Origin of the sequence: Kitasatospora nipponensis (genome assembly GCF_039528135.1) — a bacterium.
GTDB classification, from domain to species: Bacteria; Actinomycetota; Actinomycetes; order Streptomycetales; family Streptomycetaceae; genus Kitasatospora; species Kitasatospora nipponensis.
Genome location: NZ_BAAALF010000831.1, coordinates 1 through 627, shown reverse-complemented (window position 1 = coordinate 627; position 627 = coordinate 1). Strand labels below are relative to the sequence as shown.

Annotated in this window: 1 protein-coding gene; it reads right to left on the bottom strand. The window is 68.3% G+C overall.

Going from position 1 to position 627, the window contains the following annotated elements; all coding sequences use genetic code 11:
- Positions 1 to 216 (bottom strand): hypothetical protein (locus ABD323_RS43575; RefSeq protein WP_344447555.1); only part of this gene is annotated, 216 nt, incomplete at its 3' end.
- Positions 217 to 627 lie beyond the last annotated feature (411 nt).

Here is a 627-nt window from a genome sequence, read left to right as displayed (position 1 = left end):
TTCTCGTACTTCGCCGAGCGCCACACCCGCTCGATGTCGTTCAGCTCGGGGCTGCGAGGCCAGTACCTCGCGGTCCTCGCGGGTGATCGAGGCGGGGTGGCCCGGGCGCGGGGCATTCGCCAGCGCGTCGAACCCGTCGGCCGCCAAGCGGTGGGCCGCACCCCGGACGGTGACGTCTGGCACCCGGCGCGAGATCACGTGTCCGCAGATGCTCACGCACCTCGCGTTCCTGATCAGACGTCAACTCCACACGCAAGATCTTCGGCATGGGCAAGCCCCTCCCTGCCCTACCTCATGCCCGAACCGCGGCCCGCATCACCGAGACCGCTCAGGTGCTGAACTGTCCGATGCCGAGTGGGCTCTGCTGGGATGTACCCGAGCGGTACGGATCCTCGCTTGCGGTGGATCGGGCGGGCCCGGCGAAGCTTGACGGATTCGAGGGGGGACGACCACTCACCCGTGCCAGTCCGAGTTGCGCAGGCATTCGGTGGACAGGCTCACTGTCAGCCGGTTGAAGGCCGGGGCCTCGGTCGGACGTTCATGGCTCGCGGAGACCGTGGCCGCGCCCGAGCCGGGCATCTTCAGACTCACGGAGACCTGGCCGTTCACTGCTGAGATGCCCTCAAG